Below are 17,413 nucleotides of genomic sequence, written 5' to 3'. Positions count from 1 at the left end.
CCGGGGGGATCGTCATGAGCGCGTTCATCGGGGTCGATGTCGGGACCGGCAGCGCCCGCGCCGGCGTGTTCGACGGGGCCGGCACGCTGCTCGGTTCGGCCAAGCGCGCTATCCGCATCTGGCAGGAGGATGGCGGCGTCGTCGAACAATCCTCCGAGGACATCTGGCAGGCGGTGGTCGACAGCGTTCGCGAGGCGATGGACAAGGCCGGCGCCGCGCCTGACGACATCAAGGGCCTCGGCTTCGACGCCACCTGCTCGCTGGTCGTCGTCGACAAGGGCGGCAAGCCGTTGCCGGTCGGCCCCTCCGACGATCCGGCCCGCAACGTCATCGTCTGGATGGACCACCGGGCAATGGAGCAAACCGCGCGGATCAACGCGACGGGACATCCGGTGCTGCGCTATGTCGGTGGCGCGATCTCGCCGGAAATGGAAACGCCGAAGCTGCTCTGGCTGAAGGAGAACAAGCCGGAGGTGTTCGCCGCTGCCGGCGACTTCTTCGATCTCGCCGACTTCCTGTCCTGGCGGGCGACCGGCAGCCGCGACCGCTCGGTCTGCACGGTGACCTGCAAATGGACCTATCTCGCCCACGAAGCGCGCTGGGACCCGGATTACTTCCAGACCATCGGCCTCGGCGAGCTGGTCGAGGATGATTTCGCCCGCATCGGATCGATCATCGTCGACATCGCCGCGCCGCTCGGCTCTGGCCTGACCGAAGCAGCGGCCGCCGAACTTGGGCTCGTCACCGGCACGCCGGTTGGCGCGCCGCTGATCGATGCCCATGCCGGCGGCGTCGGCACGCTGGGCGGCACCGGTCCCAATGGTGCCGCGGACCCCGCCGGGGAACTGGCGCTGATCATGGGCACCTCATCCTGCGCCATGGCGCTGACCCGCGATCCGGCCTTCGTCGACGGGGTCTGGGGACCGTATTACGGCGCGCTGCTGCCCGGCTACTGGCTGCTCGAGGGCGGCCAGTCGGCCTATGGCGCGGCGCTGGATTATCTCGTCGCCATGCACCCGGCGTTTCCGGCAGCCAAGGAAGCGGCCGCCGGCGTGGGTCTCCCGGTGCTCGACTATCTCGAAACCCGCGCGGTCCAGATGGCCGGCTCGCCGGAAGATGCGGCCAGGCTGGCGAGCGATATCCACGTCGTACCGGAGTTCCTCGGCAACCGCTCGCCCGAGGCCGATCCGAAGGCGACGGCGGTGCTGGCCGGGCTGACACTCGACAGCGGCACCGACGGGCTGGTCCGGCTATTTGTCGCCGGGCTTTGCGGCCTTTGTTATGGTACTCGCCAGATCGTCGCGGCCAAACGGGAGAGGGGCGTCGATCTCGGCACCATCGTCGTCTCGGGCGGCGCGGCGCGCTCGGCGTTGCTGCGGCGAATTCTCGCCGACGCGACCGGCCTGAAGGTGGCGCTTCCGGTCACTGGCGAGCCGGTACTGCTCGGCAGCGCCATGCTGGGCGCGGTGGCATCCGGCGCGCAGCCGAGCCTGCAGGAGGCCGCCGCCGCCATGTGCCGCGTCGGCGACGTCATCGACCCGGCACACGGCGCGATGGCGGATTTCCACGCGGCGAAATACGAGGCCTTCCGCGTTCTTCAGAAAAGCGAGCGCGAGGTAAGGGCAATGATGGCCAGGGTCGACGCTTCGCCGCACTGAGACGTTGGCGCATCGGTGCGGGCGAACGGCGGAAATTCGCCGGTCAGCGGTCCTGCTGTTCCTCCCCACGGAATTCGATCGCCCGTTGCGCGGTGAGCTCCAGCAGGCAACCCGATGCGATGTTCGTGCGGATCGTTCCCTCCTTGAAGAGCTCGTAGCGACGATCGCACTCGGCGTCGCGATAGGCGATCCAAGCGCGCTGCGCCTTCACCAGGGCGGCGGCGACACCCGGCTCGTAAATGCCGTCGCTCGCCAGCCGCGTATCCATCTCCTTGGCGGTGGCGACCGCGCTCTTGTAGCTGTCGTTGAGGAGCGTGTCCCAGCCGCCCGTCTCGCGCCCGAGGCAGGTGTCGATGCCGATCGTCGAGGCGCCGCCGGGAGCGTCCTGACAGGGATTGGCGACGGCTCCGATACAGGAACGGGGATCGTCGACCTGGTCCGAAAGGCACGTCCTGATCGTTGCGAGGTCGGCCTTGGCGTCGCTGGATTGCGCCGATGCCGGCTGCGCCAAGACCGCGAGCGACGAAAGGATCAGGAGATAGCGTTGCATGACGGTGGTTTCCCAAGCTGAGGCGGCGCCTAAATAGGACAGGCAGAATGCCAGCGCGCAACGGAAATATTTCATGAGTTTCGCAGACATCGTCAGCTTCGCCGGGTTTCTGGCGCTGGTATGCGCCGCTGGCCTTAGCGGCATGATCTTCAAGCCGGGCGCATGGTATCGTCGTCTCGACAAGCCTTCCTGGACGCCGCCGAACTGGGCTTTTCCGGTCGTCTGGTCGGCACTTTACCTGATGATCGCGATCGCCGGCTGGCGGGTCTACGAGACGGTTGGCCTGGCGGCGCTCCCGTTCATCCTCTACGCCGTGCAACTCGTCCTCAACGCGGCATGGTCGCCGCTGTTCTTCGGCCTGCACCGGCCAGATCTCGCATTTGTCGATATCACGCTGCTGGGGATGGCTATCGCGGCGAACATCGCGCTGTTCTGGTCCATCGACGCCGTCACCGGCTTGCTGTTGATTCCATATTTCATCTGGGTCTGCATCGCCGCTGGCCTCAGTCTTTCGGTCTGGCGCAGGAACCCCGGCGCGTTTTCGCACGCCTGACGCCGCGTCGCAGGGCCGGGCGAACACCTGTTATCTTTGGACGTTCGCAAACCGGTCGTGGCTCGATTTCTGCTTCCGTTTCGGGGATAAAGCGGCCAGAAGCGTCTCTCATTTTCGTCAAACCAAGCGGGGAATTCCATGCGCTTTGCCAGCTATCCGAGCCTTGAGGGCGCCAGCGTCATCGTCACCGGCGGCGCCTCCGGTATCGGCGCCGAGATGGTCCGCGCCTTCGCCGCGCAAGGCTCGAAGATCGGCTTCGTCGATCTCGACCGGGGGAAGGGCGAGGCGCTTGCCGACGAACTGGTCGCCGATGGCCGGACCGTTGCCTTCCAGGCTTGCGACCTGCGCGATATCGCCGATCTGAGACGGGCCTTTGCCGCGCTGGCTGAGGCGCATGGCCCCGCCAGCGTCCTCGTCAACAACGCCGCCCGCGACGACCGGCACGGCTGGGAGGATTTGACGCCGGAGTATTTCGACGAGCGGATCGCCACCAATCTGCGCCACATGCTGTTTGCCATCCAGGCGGTCGCGCCGGGGATGATCGCGGCCGGCAAGGGCTCGATCGTCAATATGGGATCGAATTCCTGGTGGGAGGCGGGTGGTGGCATGCCGGCCTATACGACCGCCAAGGCCGCCGTCCACGGCATGACCCGCTCCTTCGCTCGCGACCTCGGCAAGCACCGAATCCGGGTCAACACCGTGGTGCCCGGCTGGGTGATGACCGAGCGGCAGAAGCAATTGTGGGTCACCGAGGAGGCAATTGAAAAACACCGCGCCCGGCAATGCCTGCCGGATCTGATCGAGCCGGTCTATCTCGCGCGGATGGTCCTGTTCCTTGCTTCCGACGACGCCGCGATGTGCACCGCCAACAACTATATGGTCGAGGCCGGCTCGATCTGAGCGAGGAACGACGGGCACCGCCGCGGCCATGGGTCAGGCGTCGGCCGAAAGGTTGACGGACGTCTTGATGACGCATCCTATGGTTGTGTAACGTGAAGCGTTCGCGAACCATGAGGTCGGCTATGGCCGAGTTGCCCGACATTCCGAATGCCGGCGCCGGTGCGGCCGGAGGGGGCGCCGCCAACCTGTCGCACGCTCGGCTCGAAGAGATCGCCGAGCGCTATGGCACGTCCTGTTTCGTCTATGACGCGGCTGTCATGCGGCAAGCCGCCGGGCGGTTGCGTGCGGCTTTGCCTGAAGGAGCCACACTCTTTTACCCGGTCAAGGCCAATCCGAATCCTGCCATCGTCGGGCTGTTCGCAGGCCTCGGCTTTGGGGCCGAGGTCGCCTCCAGGGGCGAGCTGGCATTGGCGATGGCGGCGGGAATCCCGGCGAAACGGATCGTCTGGTCGGGACCGGCCAAGACCGACGACGATCTGGCGGCGGCGGTCAAGGTTGGCATCTACGCTATCCAGATCGAGTCGCGGGGCGAAATCGAACGGCTGGCGGCGATCGCGGCGCGGCTGGAGCGCCCGGCCACAGCGGTTTTGCGGCTCGATCTGCCGCAGGATGCCGGCGCGCGGCGCGGCGACTGGGCGGGCGCCTCGTCTTTCGGCATGGATGAGGCGACCGCCGCCGCGATCCTTGGTGCCCGGGACCGCCTGGCGCCGGTCGAGATCGTCGGGTTTCACAATCATCCGACGTCGGGATCGCTCAACGCAGCCGATTTCATTCGGCGCTTCGCGACCTTCATCGAAGCGGTCCGGCGTCTGTCGAAGGGGTTTGCTCCGCGCTTCATCAATTTCGGGGGCGGCTTCGGCGCGCCGTTCTATGCCGACGATTCCGCTCTTGATCTCGATCCGATCACCGCTTTCCTGCGCGGACCCGAAATGCAGACGATCTGCGGCGGCGGTCCACCCCCGCAACTCGGCTTTGAAATGGGGCGATACGTCACCGGGCCGGCCGGCCGCTATCTCGCCCGCGTCGTCGCGGTGAAACGCACCGCGGGGCGGCGTTTTGCGGCGCTCGACGGTGGCATCCACCATCTGATGGTGGTGTCGGGCACCTTGCGCTTCTTGCGGCGGCCGGTCGCCGTCGTCGGGCCGCCGAGGAAGGGAGGCGACAGCGAGCCGACGGAACTCACCGGTCCGCTCTGTGCGCCGACCGACCGGCTGGCCAGCGCGGTGTTGCTCTCGACAGCCCTTGCGCCGGGCGACCTCATCGTCTTTTCCGGCTGCGGCGCCTACGGCAAACATGCGAGCCCGTTGAACTTCCTCGGCCACGACTGGCCGCCGGAGATCCTCGTCGACGGCGACGAGGAGCGGCTGATCGCCCGCCGGGTGCGGTTCGAAGAGGTGCTGGCGCTGCAATCGCCGAACCATCCTGCCGCGGCTGAACCGGGCCGGGTTCCGCCGTGACCTACCGATCGCTGGAGCGGGCGAACGCCTATTTCTACGATCCCGCGCGCCGGGCCGCTGCCGTGCGGCGCCATGGTGGCGTCCGCTACCTCTCCTCCGGGGTCAATCATCTGAAGGCTCCGTCGGTTCTGCTCGAGATCGCCGCCCGCGAGCTGCAAGAGCGGATGCTGGTCGAAAACTATACCGCGCCCGGCGGCGCGCCCGCCGTCGTCGCGGCCATCGCCTTCGAGACCCACGAGCGGATCGGCGCCTCCGCCTTTGGCGCGATCGGGCCGGCCAATATCGCGATGACCGCCGGCGCGACCGGGGCGCTCGCCTTCGCCTTTCGTTATCTCGCCGACATCGCCGGCGCGCGGACGGCGCTCGTTCTCGGGCTGAACTACAGCTACTTCTCGACCATCTGCGACGAACACCGGATTGCCTACCGCACCTGCTGTTCCGAGGAACCCGACCGCATCCTGCCGAGCGCGACGGAGGCCGTTACGCTCGTCGCCAGGCATTGCCCGGACATCGTCGTGCTGACCCAGCCGACCAACCCGTCCGGCGAGGTCTACGGCGTGGAGGAACTGAACACCGTCATCGCGGCGGTCGCGACCACAGGAAGCTGGCTGGTGTTCGACGAGGTGCCCGATCTCGCCCATCCCGGCGAGACCGAGCGGCCGCATCCGTTTCCCGAGAATATGGAGGCCTTTCCGAAGCGGCTGATCTGGATCAACTCGTTCTCCAAGTCGCGCAGCCTCGCCGGCTTGCGGGCCGGCTGGCTGATCGCCGACCGGCCGGTGGTCGACTTCGTCCGTCGCCACAACGAACGGCTCCTCTGGTCGCCGGTCCACGCCGGGGCGAGCGCCCTCGTTCTCGACATGGTGCTGCGGGCCGCCGCGCGCCGGGTCCGTGATGCTTCGTTCGTGCTGGGCGATCCGAAAGACGATGCGGCGATCGATCACATGGTGGCGCGCGTGGCGCGGCGGGCCGGGCGCTACTTGCGGCTGTTCTCGCCATACTCCGACGATTTTTCCCGGCCCGGCGATCTCTGGGCGTTTCTCGACGCGGCCGTCGACTGGCCGCAAGCGTTTCGCCGTTACGAAGCCGATCTGGCCGCGACCGGTGCGATCTGCGCCGCCAACTGGCGGGCGTTCGGGGGCCGGCTCGGCGACCGGCTGCGCTCGGTGATCGCCGCTCCGGTCGGCTTCAACCATTGCGTTAAATTCGACGATGGTCTCGACGAATGGGCCTTCGCGCGGCAGGCCTTCGACGACGCCGGCCTCGACTTCTACACCGAGAGCGTTTTCGTAGATCACGATCGCGAGGATTCCAGCGATTATTGGGTGCGGATTTCGACGGCGAACCAGAAGGAGATTTTCGCGGCGGGTTGCGAGAAACTTTCAGATTTCCTCGACCGCGGGCATGGCGCCTGAGCCGGACAGGGCGCCCGGCCGCCGATCTTCTCCGAGAATCAGCCGCTCGACCGCGCGGATCGCCGGGGCGCGGTGCTTGTCGAAGAAATGGTCGAAACTCGCCGCGAAACTGTCGAGCGAAGCGCCGCGCGGGTGGTCCATATGGGCCGAGAATATGCCGGGCACGTCGCGGAATTCGGCGCCGAGCCGCATCAGCCGGTAGCCGAGTTCGATCGCCTCCGCGCCCCAGCGAGAGCCGAAGCATTCGTCGTAACCGCCAGCCGCATCGAACAGCGGCTTTGCGAGCGCGACGCCGGACCCCGAATAACCAAGCCAGCGATGGGCGGCGGGACCGTTGGCGAGTGTGTCGCTCACCAGCCGCTCGAACCGGTTGCGGTGGACGCATTGGCGGGCGATCGACGGCCAGTCTTCGATGATGGCCCGGCGGGACACGAGACGCCGCGTCATCGCGGCGCCGGGATGGAGCGCCCGCCCGTCATAGCGAATGCCGCGCTCGGGATCGCGGAACGGCGCCAGATAGCGCAGCAGATAGACCGGTGCGCGGACGACGCGGTTCGGTTCGTCGGCAAGATGGGCGAGGGCGGTCGCAAGATAGTCCGGCGACAGCAGCACGTCGTCGTCCATGAACAGGAGCGCCGGGGCGCACGCGGCTGCAGCACCGCGATTGCGCGCCGCCGCCTGACCGAGCGCTTGTGCCCGGACGAGGCGGACCGGCAGCCCCGCCGTGCCGATCGCGGCCACCGCCGCCTCGGTGCCGGGGGCCGGTCCGTCGGCAACGACGATGGTCTCGAAGCGACCCCGACAAAGCGTCTGCGGGATCAGCGAATGCAGCGCCAGCACGAGCCGCTCCGGCTTGCCTGATGTCGGGACGATCACCGCGAGGTCGGGCGCGCTCATTCGCCTAACCGATCTCCGCCGACATGGCCTCGGCCGGTCGCGCTGGCGGCCGCGAGGCCGCGCCCGGCATCGCCACCAGTCCCGTCGGCTTCGGCGTGAGCCAGGCGTCGAGCCCCTCGGGAAACAGCTTGGTCTCGAACTCCTCGACGAAGCGCCGGGCGACGTCGTCGAGGCCTTCGGGGCGGCAACCTACGTTTTGCTGTTCCTGCGCGGCGTCGACCAGTCGCCGCATCAGCCCGGCGAGCGCGCCGCCGACCGAGCGCCGGAACGTTGCAATCCGTTTGATGCGGGCCAGAGCATCGTCGCGGTCGCCGCCGCGCGATGTTTCCCTCAGCGTCTTGAGCAGCGGCGGCAGCACTTCGTCGATCAGCACCGACCAGCGGTTCGCCTCGCCGTTCAGCGCCGACCAGAAAGCCGCGACATGAGGGTTTTCGATCGGCGTTCGCTGATAGGTCGCGGCGGCGCACCAGCGCGCCAGGCTGCCGGCGTCGCCGGCGTCGACCGGCGGCAAATCCGGCTTGCCCCGGACATTGTCGTAGCGCCGCGCGGCGGCGGTGCCGCAATGAACCTTCAGCCGGTTTACCAGCCACAGCGGCTGGTTCGAGCGCCACAGGCGCGTGCGCTCGACGAAGCCGATACTCTCGTCGACCTCGTCCAGACCGGACTCCCAGTCGAGCAGGATCATGCTCGGCATCAGGTCGAGTTTGAGCGCCCGCGCCAGCGCCACGGCCGCTTCGTTCTCTTCCACGGTCTGGCCCTTGGCCCAACGCTTCAGCGTCTTGGCCGACCCGGATTCGAGGCCAAAGAGGATCTGGTCGAACCCGGCCTCGCGCAGCCGGACCAGCGTCTCCGGCACGAGGGAATCGACCCGGCATTCGGCATGGAAGTTGATCTTGAGGCCGCGCGCCAGGATTTCGTCGGCGAAGGCCAGCATCCGCCGGTTGCTGGCCTCGCCATAGCCGAGGAAATTGTCGTCCGCCATGTAGAAACGCGTCACGCCGTGGTCGCGCGTCACCGCCTCGATCTCGTCGACGACGTCGCGCGGGTCGCGCATCCGGTAGACGCCGTCCTTCATGCCGCGCACGATGTTCGGAACCGTGCAGAAGGTGCAGAACGCCTTGCAGCCGCGCGAGGTCGTCAGATAGGCGCTCGGCACCGGCAGGCCGCGCTGGCGGATCGCGGCGATGATGTCGCGGGCGGGATGCGGCAGCGTGTCGAGGTCGGCCGGAATCGCGCGCGGCTGCTTGACGATGCCGCCGTCCGACCGGCGCACGAGCGAGGGAACCGCGTCCAGTGCGCAGCGCCCTTCGACAGCGTCGGCCAGCCGGGCGATCGCCGCTTCGCCTTCGCCCTCGACGACGGCGTCGATGAACGGAAAGGTGTCGAGCAGCAGCGCCGAGATCGCCGAGGCCAACGGCCCGCCGAAGACGATGAATGTCTCGGGCCGCACGCCCTTCAGGGCCCGCGCGGCGGTCAGCGCGCTCTTCAATTGCAGATCGTAGAGCAGCGAGAAGCCGGCGAGATCGGGCGCGAAGGCGGTGAGCCGTGCGATCAGCGCCTTGTCGTCGAGCCCTTCATTGCCGGCGCCGACGACCGCCACCTGGCGGTCTTCCCGGCGCAGCGTCGCCGCCAGATATTCGATGCCCAGAAACTCGCGCGACAGGGTGTAGTCGGCGCCGAAGGTGACGATGTCCCGGCAGATCTCCTCGAAGCTGCGCAGCATCCGCTCGCGGTGTTCGCGGTCGGGATCGTCGGTGAAGGGGTCCTCGCGTGGTCCGACGAGGGCGACCCGAAGCGGGGCGCCGGGCATCTAGGCCGTCGGGGCGCCGACCAACGGCGTCGCCAGTTCGTCGCGGTGCCGGGCGAGATAGTCGGCCCAGAGCCGCACGGAGGCGAGCGCGGGGTCCATCAGCGCTTCGTCCGGCACGTCGATGTTCAACTGGGTTTCGACGTTGAGGATGAACTCTAGATAATCGACGGACGTTAGCCCGATCGCGCCGAAACTGTCGGTGCGCAGATCGGCGTCCCGCCGGACCATTTCGTTCGGCGCGCAGAGGCTTTCGAGGATTTGCGCCAGTTGATCCTCCAGCTGGCGCGCCGCGATCCCGTCCTGACTGGTTTCCATGGCGCTCACCCACTTCTCCGACACATCCAAGGGAAATACTATCTCTGGTTGCTTCAATATACAACCTTAGATAGCGTAACGGCATGAGACCTAGGGTTCGATGATTGCGGTTCAGTCCGATCGCCTCCGGCGCGCCTGGGGCCGTTCGATGCTGCGCGAATTCGCGGCCAAGCAGCAGATCGTCGATCGGGGTCATGTCTTTTCGGATCTGATATCGGAGCGCGACGGCCGGCAACTCGGCGTCCTCGCCGCCGCCTGCGAGGCGCTGGCCAGCGGGCGCTTCGATGCCGGTGCCCTGGCGCATCTGCTGCTGGACGGGGAGGCATGTCTCGAGAACTGCGCGGAACGGCTTGCCCGGGCGGCGCCGGGCGCCGGGGCGGAACTGGCCGGCATGGCGCTGGCGCTGGTCTATCTGCCCTTCACGATCCCCGACACGTTCGCCAGCCTGGTGTTCGAGCCGCTCGACCTGCGCCATGTCGCCAGGCGCGCCGACCCCGATCGCCGTCTGTCGCCGCGCACCCGGCTGTTCTTCGCCGATCGGCTGATGCGCAACCGGACCGTGCAGGGATTGATCGCGGCGACGGGCGCCGCCGTGGCGCTGTTCGAGAACGCTAGGGCGGGCGGCATGACTTTCGACGTCAGGGCGGAGCGGCTGCGTCGGCTGGCCGATTTCGCCGCGGCGCTGGTAGACCGACCGGCCCTGTTCGCGGCGATGCTGCGCGCCTGCGACGAGGGCGACTGGCAACGGGCCGACGAACTCTGCCGCCATGTCGCGGGCGATACCGGCCGCGACGACGGTGAGGGCGCCCACCCGCCCTGGCTCGCCGACTGCCTGGCGCTGACATTGCTGCCGACCTGCGACACGATCGACGCGGCGGCACGGCTTCTGGCCGTCGGGGCCAGCCCGGCGGTCTATCGCTCGGCCGCGACGGCCACGACTGACGCCGCGCCGGAACCGGCCGGTTCCGATCCCACCGTCGATGCAAAGCCCGCGCGGGCATCGGCGCGCGCCTGAAGCGCTCGCGTCCGGGCGGCCTTCAGTTCGACCAGCCTTTGTCGTGCAGCCGGTGCGGCGAAGAGCGGCATGACCGCCAGTTCCGCAAGATCGATCGCGCCGTCGAGATAGAGATTGAGGACATCCGCCTGGCTGAAGCAGCTGCGGCAGACCGGCACCCGCGGCGGGTCCCGTTGCATCAGATCGTAGAGCTTGTGCTCGCCGATCACCGCGCTCGCGGCGGCGATCCCGTCGCGGCGGACATTGGCGACCTCGGCCGTCCAGCCGACCGGGCAGGGGGTGATCGCGCCGGTGTCGAACAATTGCACGGCGGCGGCCGTCAAATGGCAGCGATGACGGCGAACGCCGTTCTCGCCATCGAGAAAATCCGCCAGCCGGTGGTAGTAGGCAGCCGGGCCGAGCACCGGGGCAAACGCGCCGGGCAGGCTTCGCAGGAGGTCCGCGAAGGCCCGCCGCGCTTCCAGACCGAACAGCCCGACGGAATGGATGCCGCGCACCGGAATCGGGATCAGCACCACCCGGCAGGGCAGCGTCGCGAGGAACGCTAGGAAGTCGCAAAGATGCGCCGCGTTGGCATCGCTGGCCACCATGGTGATCTCCAGCGGCCGGCCTGTGGCCGTGATCGCGTCGAGCGCCGTCATCACCCTCTCGCCAAGCCGCGGCGAGCGCCAGCGCATGGCGTTCATCTCCGGCGTGTGGCCGTCGAGTGAGAGATTGAATCCGACATTGCCGAGGCTGGATAGTCGCTCGACGATCGCCGGCGTCAGTTCGGTGCCGTTGGTCAGCACCTGGACATGGGCGTAGCGCGCGGAAAGCTCGGCGACGAGATCGGCGGCATTGACGAGCAGGAACAGTTCACCGCCGCTGACCTTGATCACCGGTGCGTCGACATGACGGCGAAGCCCGTCGAGCATGGCCACGACATCGGGGATCGCGATCGTCGCGCCGCGTCGCCTGGCGGACGCCGAGGTCGCCTCGCCGAAATCGCCCGCGTCGGCGACGCTGGTGCAATAGCTGCACTTCAGGTTGCACCAGTTCCCGGCGACAATCAGGTCGTGGTAGAGGAACCGCTTCATCTCCGGCCTCCCGTCGTCGCCGGACAGGATGGCACGGGCCTCGATCAACTGCAACCTTGGGTTACATGTCAGTCCAGCGCGCGTCCCGGCGTATCGGGGCCGGAATTCGGCGCGATGTCCATCTCGTAGACGATGTGCTTCTCCTCGAAGCCGGCCAGCCGATAGAGCGCGCGCATCGCGTCGTTTGAGCTGGCGGTGCGTCCGACGATGCGTGTGTAGCCGGCCTCCCGGCAATGATCGAGGACGGCGCGCAAGAGCGCGATCGCGGCGGTGGGGCCGGCCCGCTCGCCGTCGACATACATCGAGCGGAAGTCGGCGTAAGCGTCGCCGGTGATGAAGTTCTGGCGCGGCGCGACCCAGACCCAGCCGACGAGTTGGCCGCCCTGCTCGGCCACCTTGGTCCAGTCGCCGCCATATTTGATCAGCTTGGTCAGCTTCTTGCGGTAGTGCGCCGGATCGGTCACCGCCTCGTCGGCGAAGGATTTGACGGCGATGGCGGCCTCGAAGCCGGCAACCGTCTCGACATCCGAGAGGCGAAAATCGCGCAAGACGAGGCCGCTCGGGTCGGCTGGGGGAGAGGGGCGGTCGGCCATGGCGGGGGCGCTCCGGTCGTCGAGTGGGACCGCGCGACGGCCGCGCGCGGGTGGTGGCGCGGGGTTGCGGCCCGCATGGCGCGTGACTATAGCGAGCCGAGCGAATTGAACAGGGCCGACGGCAGCGCCGACATTCGTCCTCGCAATCATAAGGTGCAATCATGCGAATACGCCAAGTCCTCGCCGACATGCGCGACTGTTCGGCCGCGATCGAGGACGAGTTGGCGCTGCGCGACGCCGCGCTCGCCGGGGCGAAAGCCGGCGGCGCGACGATCATCGGCGAGCATGCCCAGCGCTATGTCCCGCACGGCATCACGCTGGTGGTGTTCCTGGCCGAGTCGCACATCATGCTGACCACCTGGCCGGAATATAAAATGGTGCTGGTCGACGTGCTCCTGTGCAATCCGGACATGTCCGAGGACGCGACGATCGACGAGATCGCGCGGCTTCTTTGCCCGGACGGGCTGGTCGAGCGCAGCTACGTCACCCGGCAGATCGAGCCGCTCCAGCCGTGACCGCTCACCGCGATGCCGAGGGATAGCCAAGGCTGGTGGTCGTTCGCGCCGACCGCCGAACCGCCCGACGCTGGCGCCATCATCCGCGCGGCCGATGCGGGACGCGGCGCCCTGTCGCGGGTCCTGCGCGAGGAGCGTCATCGTCTCGGCACCGCCCGCGCCGCGAGCCTGCTCCGGGAGGCCGGCGTCGGCGCCGCGCTGCGCCCGGTGCGGCTCTTCCTCGTCACCTCCTACCAGCCGCGCGCCATCGACGACGCGCTGCGGCTTGCCTTCGCGATCGCCGGCTTCGACCTCGAGACCGTCACGGTCGAGGGGCTGGCCGAGGCCGCTGGCCGGGCGCGGGAGGAGATCGGGCAGGGGCGTTTCGATGGCGCCATCCTCTCCATCGCTGCGACCGGCGAAGCCCAGGTTGTCCGGGCCGTTCACGACGAAACCGCGCGGGTCGCGGCCAGCCTCGCCGAAATACTGCAATGTCCGGTCGCGATCATCGGCGAGACCGATGCGGCCGGGACGGGCGACGCCGGCGCGGGCGTCTTTGCCTGTGCGGTCGCGGCGGAACTCGCCGACAACATGCCGCTGTTCGATGAGCGCTTTGCCGCCAGCCTCGGCACCATCCCCTCTCAGAGCGGCGCTGACGCCATCGCCGACACCGCCGCCGGCTTTGCCGCCCGGATCGCGGGCACCGCGCCAAAACTGCTGATCACCGATCTCGACGACACGCTGTGGCGCGGCGTCGCCGGCGAAACCGGCGATCTGGCCTTGCACGCGACTTACGCGGCGGCGCTCGTCGCCCTCGCGGCGCGCGGTCTGGTGCTTGCGGCGGCGAGCCGCAACGATCCCGACGTCGCGCGGGAAGCGCTTGCCGATCTCGCCCATGACGCGCCGTCCGGCGTTCCGCGCTTGTCCGCCCTCGCGGCCGACTGGGCCGACAAGGCGGATCTGGTCGCCGCCCTTCTCGACCAGCTCGCTCTGGCGGCGGAGCACACGCTCCTCATTGACGACGACCCGGTCAATTGCGCGCGGGTCGCGGCGCGGTTTCCGGCGATGGACGTGCGGCGCTTCGCCGACGCGGATGGCTTCGCGGCGATGCTTCTCGCCGATCCGCTGCTGGCCGCCGGAGAACGGCCGGTGCCCTCCGAAACCCGCGCCGCGCACTACCAGCGGCGGGCGGACGTGGAACGCCTGCGCGCGGCCGAGACCGACGTGGCGGCGTTCCTCGAACGCCTCGAAACCCGGCTCACCATCCTGCCGCTCGATGCCGCCAGCCGGGCGCGCGCGGCGGAACTGGCGCGGCGGGTCAACCAGTTCGTGCTCACCGCCGAGCGGCCCAACGAGATCGAACTCAGCCGGCGAAGCAATTCCCTCGATTTTCTGGTGCGGCTCGACGATGTCTTCGGCGCCCACGGCATCGTCGGGCTACTTCTCGCCGATCGGGACGGCGACGCGTTCGTCATCCGCAATCTCTATCTTTCCTGCCGGGCATTGCAGCGGCGCGTCGAGACGGCGATGCTCGCCGTGCTCAGCCGGCGCGCGGCGGCGGCGGGCGCGCGGCACATCGTTGGGACGGTCGAGACGATGGAACGCAACCGCCCGGCGCGGGGCCTCTTCGCCGAGGCCGGGTTCGGCCAAGAGGGTAACCGCTGGGTGCTCGACCTCGACCCGGCGGCCGAGGCGCCTGGCGTGGCGGCTCCCACGGGGCTGACGATCGTCGACGGGGCGCGCGGGATCATGACGGACACGAGCGACGGCGAGGCATCATGACTGAGACGAGGGACGAGGCAATCGTGACGATCATGACCGACAGCGACATCGAATCCCGCGTCGCCGCGATCGTTGCCGAGGTGCTCGGCGTCGATAAGGGGGCGATCACGCCCGCGACCCGCACTGAGGAGGTCGCGGCTTGGGATTCCTTTGCCCTGGTGCGGATCGTCTTCGCGCTGGAGGCCGAATTCGGCATCCGGCTGACCATGGCCGAGATCGAGGCGATCGACGGCGTCCCGGCGCTGGCCCGGGCCGTCGGGATAGATCGTTTGCCCGACGCAGCAGGCCGCTAGAGGACGGCGGCGCGCTGCCGGGATCAATTCGGCCGAAGGCGCAGTTGCTCCAGTGCCCGCGCCATATCCTCGGCGAGGGTAGCCAGTTCGCCCGGATCGGTGCCGCGATGGGCCTCGATCCGGAGCGAGGCGATGTCCAGCTGATAGCGCCGCGCCAGCCGGTCGCAATCGGCATCGGCGGGAAGCTCGCCGCTCGATTTCGCGCGCTCGAAAGTAGCGGCGAACTCCGCCCTTAGCGCATCGAGATAGCGCCGCGCCGCCGCCGCGATCGTGGCTTCCGATGCCGTCGTGTCGAGCAGCGTCTTGACCAGCATGCAGGCGCGGCACTCCGAATCGCCCTCAAGCGTCCCACCCAGCTTCCGCAGATGATCGGCCAGCCCTTGAAGCGGCGAGGCCGCCGCGTCGACCGTCGCCCGGAAGGCGTCTCGGTTCCGGAGGAAATACCGTTCGAGCGCAGAGAGGTAGAGCGCTTCTTTGCTTGAGAAGGCCGCGTAGATGCTGCCCGGCTTCATCGTCAGGGCGGCCTCGAGGTCCTTGAGCGACGTGGCGTGATAGCCCTTCGTCCAGAAAAGGTTCAGCGCCGCATCAAGTGCGGTCTCGCGGTCATAGGGTCGTGCGCGTGTCATGGTTTGCTAGATAAGGCCGTTTTCCGTTCTTGTCGCGGGCTGTCGTGCAGTCATTCATCAAGTTTGAGTGATCGCTCAATTTTCTATTGAGTAATCACTCAAATACCGATTATCTGCAGCGGACCCGATCAAGGGTCCAACGACAGGGCTCTCGTTCCATCCACGGGCACAACGCGATCATGAACCAGGAGATGATGATGACCGACTTCACCTTGCACGACGAGACCACCGCCCCCGACGACAGCAAGCCGCTGCTCGCCAAATCGAAGGCCGCCTTCGGCCGGATCCCGGGGCTGCACGCGGTCATGGCCGAGGCGCCCGGCCTGCTGGAGGCCTACCAGAAGGTCCACGAGCTGTTCGTGAACTCCAGCTTCGACAAGGACGAGCTCACCGTGGTCTGGCAGACGGTCAATGTCGAGAATGCCTGTCACTACTGTGTTCCCGCCCATACGGGCATCGCCAAGAACATGGGCGTGGACGATGCGATCAGCGACGCGCTGCGCAACAAGACGCCCCTGCCGAACGCGCGGCTTGAAGCGCTGCGGGACTTCACGCTCAGCGTCGTGCGCGACCGCGGCAACGTCGACGACAGCAAGGTGCAGGCGTTTCTCGACGCGGGCTTCACCAAGCGAAATATCCTCGAGGTGATCCTCGGCTATTCGCAGAAGGTAATGTCGAACTACACCAACCATCTCGCCGATACGCCGGTGGACAAGCCGATGCAGAAGTTCGCGTGGCCGCAGGCGGCATAATCGAGCCGGGCGGTCGCGCAGGGTGCGCGGCCGCCATTCCAGGAAGGAGACCACCATGGCGCATATGACCGACGCTCGAGGCGCTTTGTTCGCCGATATCTGGCAGTCTTACAGATCGCTGCCCGGATGGGTGCAGATCTGGGTGGGAGTCTGGCTGGCCCCGATCAACATGGTCAGCCTGTTTTTCCTGAGCGAGCCGATGGGCGTCTGGATCGCGCTCCTGGCCAATATCGCGATGCTGCTCAATCTGCCGGTGATCCTGCACGACCGCGGCTTCTCCAAATTGATGGCGTTGCCGCATCTCATTCCGTGGACCTTGCTGGTCCTGCTTCTGATCCTCGCCCGGCCCCAGGCGGTGGGTGTTCATGATGCGTATCTGTGGGTCCTGCTCGCGACCAATGTGGTGTCGTTGGTCTTCGACTATCCGGATGCGATCAAATGGCTGAAGGGTGACCGGAAAGCGGCCGGACGGTAGCCGCCTCGCACCCGTCAAATTGAAAGGAAAACTCCATGCGCGACGACAATCCCGCTTCGATCATCGTGTTCGACGTGAACGAGACGCTTCTCGATATCACCACTCTCGAGCCCCTGTTCGCGCGCCTCTTCGGCGACGGTGCCGTTCTGAGGGAGTGGTTCGCGCAACTCATCCTCTATTCGCAGACGATGACGCTCTCCGGCCTCTACACACCATTCGGCGCGCTGGCGGTCGGGACCTTGCACATGGTCGGGACGATCCGGGGCGTGCCCATTGCGGACGCTGACATCGACGAGTTGACGGAGCGGATGGGCACGATGCCCGCGCATTCCGACGCCCTGCCGGCGCTGAGCCGACTCCGCGATGCAGGCTTCCGTCTGGTGACCCTGACGAATTCGGCAAGCGGGGGCTCTCCCACGCCGCTCGAACGTGCCGGGCTTGGAGAATTCTTCGAACGCTCCTTCAGCGTCGAGGCGGTTCGCAAATTCAAGCCGGCACCCGAAACATATCGTCTGGTAGCAGAGAACTTGGACGTGGAGACCTCGGACCTTTGCCTCGTCGCCTGTCATCTGTGGGATACGATCGGTGCCCAGGCGGCTGGCTGCCGGGGGGCACTGATTACCCGTCCCCACAACGCTATTCTGCCTGCCGCCGAAGTGCCGACCCCTGATCTTGCCGCATCAGACCTGACCAACCTTGCCGATCAGATCGTCCAGCGCTGGCAAGTATCCCGATAGCGCGTCTTGGGAGCC

At 67.5% G+C, this 17,413-nt stretch carries 19 protein-coding genes; 12 read left to right on the top strand and 7 right to left on the bottom strand.

All coding sequences use genetic code 11. The annotated features are described in order from the left end of the window. The first annotated feature begins 14 nt into the window (after window positions 1-14). On the top strand, window positions 15-1,658 hold the full coding sequence (locus VSX60_RS09935; RefSeq protein WP_327623999.1) for an FGGY-family carbohydrate kinase: 1,644 nt from the start codon (window positions 15-17) through the stop codon (window positions 1,656-1,658). A 43-nt stretch (window positions 1,659-1,701) separates the two neighbouring features. Here VSX60_RS09935 and VSX60_RS09930 read toward each other — a convergent pair whose 3' ends face one another. Next, entirely contained in the window at window positions 1,702-2,208 is a 507-nt protein-coding gene (locus VSX60_RS09930) for a lysozyme inhibitor LprI family protein (RefSeq protein ID WP_327623998.1), read from the bottom strand. A gap of 73 nt (window positions 2,209-2,281) precedes the next feature. Between VSX60_RS09930 and VSX60_RS09925 the strand changes: the two genes are divergently transcribed. The 4 genes from VSX60_RS09925 to VSX60_RS09910 all read left to right on the top strand — a co-directional run bounded on the left by VSX60_RS09925 (window position 2,282) and on the right by VSX60_RS09910 (window position 6,533). Then, the gene (locus VSX60_RS09925) at window positions 2,282-2,761 is read left to right on the top strand and encodes a TspO/MBR family protein (protein ID WP_327623997.1); all 480 of its coding nucleotides are present in this window, start codon (window positions 2,282-2,284) and stop codon (window positions 2,759-2,761) included. Between the two features lie 138 nt (window positions 2,762-2,899). After that, window positions 2,900-3,661, top strand: a complete 762-nt coding sequence (locus VSX60_RS09920; RefSeq protein WP_327623996.1) for an SDR family NAD(P)-dependent oxidoreductase — start codon at window positions 2,900-2,902, stop codon at window positions 3,659-3,661. A 122-nt stretch (window positions 3,662-3,783) separates the two neighbouring features. Continuing rightward, the gene (locus VSX60_RS09915; RefSeq protein ID WP_327623995.1) at window positions 3,784-5,118 is read left to right on the top strand and encodes a hypothetical protein; all 1,335 of its coding nucleotides are present in this window, start codon (window positions 3,784-3,786) and stop codon (window positions 5,116-5,118) included. Further along, entirely contained in the window at window positions 5,115-6,533 is a 1,419-nt protein-coding gene (locus VSX60_RS09910) for a pyridoxal phosphate-dependent aminotransferase (protein WP_327623994.1), read from the top strand. The genes VSX60_RS09915 and VSX60_RS09910 overlap by 4 nt, the downstream gene beginning before the upstream one ends. Here the strand turns inward: VSX60_RS09910 and VSX60_RS09905 are convergent. The 3 genes from VSX60_RS09905 to VSX60_RS09895 are packed head-to-tail and all read right to left on the bottom strand — an operon-like array spanning window position 6,501 to window position 9,555. Continuing rightward, the gene (locus VSX60_RS09905; protein ID WP_327623993.1) at window positions 6,501-7,430 is read right to left on the bottom strand and encodes a glycosyltransferase family 2 protein; all 930 of its coding nucleotides are present in this window, start codon (window positions 7,428-7,430) and stop codon (window positions 6,501-6,503) included. The genes VSX60_RS09910 and VSX60_RS09905 overlap by 33 nt on opposite strands. 4 nt (window positions 7,431-7,434) lie before the next feature. Then, entirely contained in the window at window positions 7,435-9,240 is a 1,806-nt protein-coding gene (locus VSX60_RS09900; RefSeq protein ID WP_327623992.1) for a B12-binding domain-containing radical SAM protein, read from the bottom strand. Next, window positions 9,241-9,555 (bottom strand): acyl carrier protein, encoded by a 315-nt coding sequence (locus tag VSX60_RS09895; RefSeq protein WP_327624032.1) that lies wholly within the window; start codon window positions 9,553-9,555, stop codon window positions 9,241-9,243. Window positions 9,556-9,703: 148 nt separating this feature from the next. On the opposite strand from VSX60_RS09895, the gene VSX60_RS09890 reads away from it, so the two are divergent. Further along, entirely contained in the window at window positions 9,704-10,570 is an 867-nt protein-coding gene (locus VSX60_RS09890; protein WP_327623991.1) for a hypothetical protein, read from the top strand. Here VSX60_RS09890 and VSX60_RS09885 read toward each other — a convergent pair. Next, on the bottom strand, window positions 10,468-11,694 hold the full coding sequence (locus tag VSX60_RS09885; protein WP_327623990.1) for a radical SAM protein: 1,227 nt from the start codon (window positions 11,692-11,694) through the stop codon (window positions 10,468-10,470). The genes VSX60_RS09890 and VSX60_RS09885 overlap by 103 nt on opposite strands. A gap of 20 nt (window positions 11,695-11,714) precedes the next feature. Further along, window positions 11,715-12,239, bottom strand: coding sequence for a GNAT family N-acetyltransferase (locus VSX60_RS09880; protein ID WP_327623989.1), 525 nt, complete (start codon window positions 12,237-12,239; stop codon window positions 11,715-11,717). A 161-nt stretch (window positions 12,240-12,400) separates the two neighbouring features. On the opposite strand from VSX60_RS09880, the gene VSX60_RS09875 reads away from it, so the two are divergent. Genes VSX60_RS09875 through VSX60_RS09865 form a run of 3 tightly spaced genes read left to right on the top strand, consistent with a single transcriptional unit; the run spans window position 12,401 to window position 14,808 of the window. Then, window positions 12,401-12,754 (top strand): S-adenosylmethionine decarboxylase family protein, encoded by a 354-nt coding sequence (locus VSX60_RS09875; RefSeq protein ID WP_327623988.1) that lies wholly within the window; start codon window positions 12,401-12,403, stop codon window positions 12,752-12,754. A gap of 12 nt (window positions 12,755-12,766) precedes the next feature. Continuing rightward, window positions 12,767-14,515, top strand: a complete 1,749-nt coding sequence (locus VSX60_RS09870; protein ID WP_327623987.1) for an HAD-IIIC family phosphatase — start codon at window positions 12,767-12,769, stop codon at window positions 14,513-14,515. Next, complete coding sequence (locus VSX60_RS09865; RefSeq protein ID WP_327623986.1) at window positions 14,512-14,808, top strand: acyl carrier protein; 297 nt, start codon at window positions 14,512-14,514, stop codon at window positions 14,806-14,808. The genes VSX60_RS09870 and VSX60_RS09865 overlap by 4 nt, the downstream gene beginning before the upstream one ends. A 23-nt stretch (window positions 14,809-14,831) precedes the next feature. Here VSX60_RS09865 and VSX60_RS09860 read toward each other — a convergent pair whose 3' ends face one another. Then, on the bottom strand, window positions 14,832-15,434 hold the full coding sequence (locus VSX60_RS09860) for a TetR/AcrR family transcriptional regulator (protein ID WP_327623985.1): 603 nt from the start codon (window positions 15,432-15,434) through the stop codon (window positions 14,832-14,834). Window positions 15,435-15,631: 197 nt separating this feature from the next. On the opposite strand from VSX60_RS09860, the gene VSX60_RS09855 reads away from it, so the two are divergent. From VSX60_RS09855 to VSX60_RS09845, 3 genes are read left to right on the top strand one after another with little or no spacing between them, the layout of a single operon-like run. Continuing rightward, a complete protein-coding gene (locus VSX60_RS09855; RefSeq protein ID WP_327623983.1) occupies window positions 15,632-16,186 on the top strand; it encodes a carboxymuconolactone decarboxylase family protein in 555 nt (184 codons plus the stop codon). A gap of 55 nt (window positions 16,187-16,241) precedes the next feature. After that, complete coding sequence (locus VSX60_RS09850) at window positions 16,242-16,661, top strand: hypothetical protein (protein ID WP_327623982.1); 420 nt, start codon at window positions 16,242-16,244, stop codon at window positions 16,659-16,661. A gap of 35 nt (window positions 16,662-16,696) precedes the next feature. Further along, complete coding sequence (locus tag VSX60_RS09845) at window positions 16,697-17,398, top strand: haloacid dehalogenase type II (RefSeq protein WP_327623981.1); 702 nt, start codon at window positions 16,697-16,699, stop codon at window positions 17,396-17,398. Window positions 17,399-17,413: the final 15 nt, after the last annotated feature.

Origin of the sequence: Aurantimonas sp. A3-2-R12 (assembly GCF_036016755.1) — a bacterium.
GTDB classification, from domain to species: Bacteria; Pseudomonadota; Alphaproteobacteria; order Rhizobiales; family Rhizobiaceae; genus Aurantimonas; species Aurantimonas coralicida_A.
The sequence above is the reverse complement of the archived record's forward strand: the minus strand, read 5'-3'. Positions and strand labels throughout refer to the sequence as shown.

Coding starts and splice junctions, on each gene's coding strand:
- VSX60_RS09870 (WP_327623987.1), top strand. CDS start 12,767: ATGCCGAGGGATAGCCAAGGCTGGTGGTCGTTCGCGCCGACCGCCGAA.
- VSX60_RS09900 (WP_327623992.1), bottom strand. CDS start 9,240: ATGCCCGGCGCCCCGCTTCGGGTCGCCCTCGTCGGACCACGCGAGGAC.
- VSX60_RS09895 (WP_327624032.1), bottom strand. CDS start 9,555: ATGGAAACCAGTCAGGACGGGATCGCGGCGCGCCAGCTGGAGGATCAA.
- VSX60_RS09915 (WP_327623995.1), top strand. CDS start 3,784: ATGGCCGAGTTGCCCGACATTCCGAATGCCGGCGCCGGTGCGGCCGGA.
- VSX60_RS09850 (WP_327623982.1), top strand. CDS start 16,242: ATGGCGCATATGACCGACGCTCGAGGCGCTTTGTTCGCCGATATCTGG.
- VSX60_RS09860 (WP_327623985.1), bottom strand. CDS start 15,434: ATGACACGCGCACGACCCTATGACCGCGAGACCGCACTTGATGCGGCG.
- VSX60_RS09865 (WP_327623986.1), top strand. CDS start 14,512: ATGACTGAGACGAGGGACGAGGCAATCGTGACGATCATGACCGACAGC.
- VSX60_RS09925 (WP_327623997.1), top strand. CDS start 2,282: ATGAGTTTCGCAGACATCGTCAGCTTCGCCGGGTTTCTGGCGCTGGTA.
- VSX60_RS09880 (WP_327623989.1), bottom strand. CDS start 12,239: ATGGCCGACCGCCCCTCTCCCCCAGCCGACCCGAGCGGCCTCGTCTTG.
- VSX60_RS09875 (WP_327623988.1), top strand. CDS start 12,401: ATGCGAATACGCCAAGTCCTCGCCGACATGCGCGACTGTTCGGCCGCG.
- VSX60_RS09920 (WP_327623996.1), top strand. CDS start 2,900: ATGCGCTTTGCCAGCTATCCGAGCCTTGAGGGCGCCAGCGTCATCGTC.
- VSX60_RS09845 (WP_327623981.1), top strand. CDS start 16,697: ATGCGCGACGACAATCCCGCTTCGATCATCGTGTTCGACGTGAACGAG.
- VSX60_RS09905 (WP_327623993.1), bottom strand. CDS start 7,430: ATGAGCGCGCCCGACCTCGCGGTGATCGTCCCGACATCAGGCAAGCCG.
- VSX60_RS09855 (WP_327623983.1), top strand. CDS start 15,632: ATGACCGACTTCACCTTGCACGACGAGACCACCGCCCCCGACGACAGC.
- VSX60_RS09935 (WP_327623999.1), top strand. CDS start 15: ATGAGCGCGTTCATCGGGGTCGATGTCGGGACCGGCAGCGCCCGCGCC.
- VSX60_RS09930 (WP_327623998.1), bottom strand. CDS start 2,208: ATGCAACGCTATCTCCTGATCCTTTCGTCGCTCGCGGTCTTGGCGCAG.
- VSX60_RS09890 (WP_327623991.1), top strand. CDS start 9,704: ATGCTGCGCGAATTCGCGGCCAAGCAGCAGATCGTCGATCGGGGTCAT.